Source organism: Pseudomonas sp. D2002 (assembly GCF_013385735.1).
In the GTDB taxonomy this organism is placed as follows: Bacteria; Pseudomonadota; Gammaproteobacteria; order Pseudomonadales; family Pseudomonadaceae; genus Aquipseudomonas.
In genome coordinates, this window is sequence record NZ_JACAPL010000003.1 from 1 (window position 1) to 2,692 (window position 2,692).

Genomic DNA, 2,692 nt, shown 5'->3' on the forward strand with positions numbered 1-2,692 from the left:
ATAGGCCTGGAACTTGCCGTCGATATTGCCTTTGGCCTGATTGACGTTGGCGGTGCCCAGCGAGGTGCGCAAGTCATCCAAAGACAGACCGAGGCTGTTCAGCGCCGAGGTGTTGGCCTCGACCCGCACCGCTGGGCGCTGGCCGCCGCTGATGGTGACCAGGCCGACGCCGGTAATCTGCGAGATTTTCTGCGCCAGACGCGTGTCGGCGAGGTCTTCGACCTTGGTCAGCGGCAGCACGTCGGAGGTCAGCGACAAGGTCAGCACCGGCGCATCCGCCGGGTTGACCTTGCTGTACACCGGCGGGTACGGCAGGTTGGCCGGCAAGAACGTACCCGCCGCGTTGATCGCGGCCTGCACTTCCTGTTCGGCCACGTCCAACGACAGCGACAAGTCGAATTGCAGGGTCACCACCGAGGCGCCGTCGGAGCTGGTGGAGTTCATCGACTTGAGGCCGGGCATCTCACCGAGCTGGCGTTCCAGCGGCGCGGTGATCGAAGAACTGACCACATCCGGGCTGGCGCCGGGGTACNNGGATGGTCGGGTAATCCACCTCCGGCAGCGCCGACACCGACAGCAAGTGGTAACCCAACAGGCCGAGCAATAGCACCGCGACCATCATCAGCGTGGTGGCCACCGGGCGTTCGATAAAGGGCCGCGAAATATTCATGCTCGGCAGCTCCTCACTGGGCGACGACCTTCACCGGCGAGCCATCGTCCAGTTTGTCGGCGCCTTCGGTGATCACCTGCTCACCCGCTTTAACACCATTGTCGAGCACCGCCGAGACATCTCCGGTGGACGGTCCGGTCTTGATGGTGCGCAGGCTGGCCTTGTTGCCGTTGACCACAAACACGAAGTCGCCTTTGCTGCCGTGCTGGATCGCGCGGGTCGGCACCACGGCGATCTGGCTCAAGGTGTCGGCCTTGAGCCGCGCATTGACGAACTGGTTGGGAAACAGCGCATTGCCCGAATCATCGAACTGCGCCTTGACCTTGACCGTGCCGGTGCTGGTGTCTACCTCGTTGTCCAACGCCAGCAGCGCGCCGGTGGCAAGCAGGGATTTCTTGTTGCGGTCGTAGGCCAACACCGTGACGCTGCCATGGGACATGGCCTGGTTGATTGCCCCCAGGTCATCTTCGGGCACGGCGAACACCACGGTGGCCGGGTTCATCTGGGTGATCACCACGATACCGGTGGTGCTGGCGGTGGTCACGTAGTTGCCGGGGTCGACCAGGCGCAGACCCACCACGCCATCCACCGGCGAGGTGATGGTGCAATAGCTCAGTTGCACTTCGAGGTTTTGCACATTGCCTTGGTCGGCGGCGACGGTGCCCTGTTGTTGCTGCACCAGCGAGGCCTGGGTGTCGAGGGTTTGCTGGCTGGTGGAACCGGCCTTGACCAGGTCGCGGTAACGCGCGAGGTCACGCTGGGCGTTGCTCAATACGGCTTGATCATGGGCCAGGGTGCCCTTGGCGACGGCCAGTTGCGCCTTGAGCGCGCGGTCATCGATACGGGCGATGACCTGGCCTTTGCTGACGTGCTGGCCTTCCTTGAATTCCACGCTGCTGAGGATGCCATTGACCTGAGTCACCACCGTCACGCTGCGGGTGGGCGTCACGGTGCCGAGAGCGTCGATGTACACCGGCACATCCTGCAAAACCACCGGCACCACGGCAACCGGCTCGCCGGGCGACGGTGGCCGACCTTTGTGGGTGCCGCCAAAAAAGTGCAGGCCCAGGCCAATCAACAACGCTATTACCAACAACGCGCCAACAACCCAGGCGAACGTACGTCGTCTGCTTTTCTCCACGGTTTCTCACTCGAACGCCGACTACAGGACTGAACGCCGGCCAAAACAGCCGCGTCGTTGCTTTGAACTCTAGCAGCGCGCCCAGCCTGTGCCTGTACTACCGTGAATGCGTTCAGCATCAAGACAGACAAAGTCAGCTCAAACGCCCGGCGTGCAAGGGCTGGGCCGGTATTATTGAGCGCTGCGTCAAGCCGGTGCTACCATGCTCGACCGCCTGTCTTGGCAAGGAAACTGTTGGTTTATGAGCACCATTCGCGAGCGCAACAAAGAAAAGATCCTGCGGGCGGCCAGCGAGGAGTTTGCCGACAAGGGCTTCGCCGCGACCAAAACCAGCGACATCGCCGCCAAGGCCGGGCTGCCCAAGCCCAACGTTTACTACTACTTCAAGTCCAAGGACAACCTCTACCGCGAGGTGCTCGAAAGCATTATCGAGCCGATCCTGGCCGCCTCCACGCCGTTCAACCCCGAGGGCGAGCCGTCGGTGGTGCTGAGCAATTACATCCGCTCGAAAATCCGCATCTCCCGCGACCTGCCATTTGCCTCCAAGGTGTTCGCCAGCGAAATCATGCACGGCGCCCCGCACCTGAGCCCCGAACAAATCGAGCAACTCAACGCCCAGGCCAAGCACAACATCGACTGCATCCAAAGCTGGGTGGACCGCGGCCTGATCGCCGCCATCGACCCCAACCACCTGATGTTCAGCATCTGGGCGGCAACGCAGACGTATGCGGATTTTGATTGGCAGATATCGGCCGTAACCGGGAAAGCCAAGCTGGATGAGGCGGATTATGAAGCGGCGGCGCAGACGATTATTCGGTTGGTGTTGAAGGGGTGTGAGCCGGACTGATGGACCGTGGTGTGGCCATCGCAGGCAAGCCAGC

The 2,692-nt window shown here is 62.1% G+C and carries 2 protein-coding genes and 1 pseudogene; 1 reads left to right on the forward strand and 2 read right to left on the reverse strand.

The window, feature by feature from the left end:
• Window positions 1-604 (reverse strand): annotated as a pseudogene (locus tag HX783_RS03190) (efflux RND transporter permease subunit); the annotation flags it as partial.
• A gap of 79 nt (window positions 605-683) precedes the next feature.
• On the reverse strand, window positions 684-1,811 hold the full coding sequence (locus HX783_RS03195) for an efflux RND transporter periplasmic adaptor subunit (RefSeq protein ID WP_177015956.1): 1,128 nt from the start codon (window positions 1,809-1,811) through the stop codon (window positions 684-686).
• A gap of 241 nt (window positions 1,812-2,052) precedes the next feature.
• Between HX783_RS03195 and HX783_RS03200 the strand changes: the two genes are divergently transcribed.
• Complete coding sequence (locus tag HX783_RS03200) at window positions 2,053-2,658, forward strand: TetR/AcrR family transcriptional regulator (protein WP_159955085.1); 606 nt, start codon at window positions 2,053-2,055, stop codon at window positions 2,656-2,658.
• Window positions 2,659-2,692 lie beyond the last annotated feature (34 nt).